The organism is Streptomyces bugieae, assembly GCF_036352915.1.
In the GTDB taxonomy this organism is placed as follows: domain Bacteria; phylum Actinomycetota; class Actinomycetes; order Streptomycetales; family Streptomycetaceae; genus Streptomyces; species Streptomyces endophytica.
In genome coordinates this window covers 1-431 of record NZ_JAZBJP010000188.1, presented here as the reverse complement: position 1 = coordinate 431, position 431 = coordinate 1, and the positions used below count along the sequence as shown (strand labels likewise).

At 70.5% G+C, this 431-nt stretch carries 1 protein-coding gene; it reads left to right on the top strand.

Translation table 11 applies throughout. From position 1 onward, the window contains the following. Positions 1-380 (top strand): type 1 glutamine amidotransferase family protein (locus V2J85_RS40815; protein WP_474064981.1); only part of this gene is annotated, 380 nt, incomplete at its 5' end. Positions 381-431: the final 51 nt, after the last annotated feature.

Genomic DNA, 431 nt, shown 5'->3' with positions numbered 1-431 from the left:
TGGAGGATCTGGCGGTGGACCCGGTGTCGGGTGTGCTGCTGACCCGGGTACTCGCTTCGGGCCGGCCGCTCGCGCTGCTGTGTCACGCCCCGGCGGCCGCGTTCGCCGCGAAGGGTGAGGGCGGGGCGTGGCCGTTCGCGGGGTACCGGATGACGGGGCTGTCGAACCTGGAGGAGAAGTTCAACAGTTTCGGCCGTAAGGCCATCTGGTTGCTGGAGGACCGGCTACGGGAGAGCGGGGCGGAGTACTCCAAGGGGCTTCTGCCGTTGCGGCCGTACGTGGTCGTGGACCGGAACCTGCACGCCGGGCAGAACCCGGCGTCCTCCGAACGCCTCGCCCGCCGCGTCGTCGCCGATGTGAACGCGACTCCGGCGCGCTAGCTGTATCTCCGGCGCCTGTGTAGGCCCCTCGGCGCCCGCCCTGATGTTGAC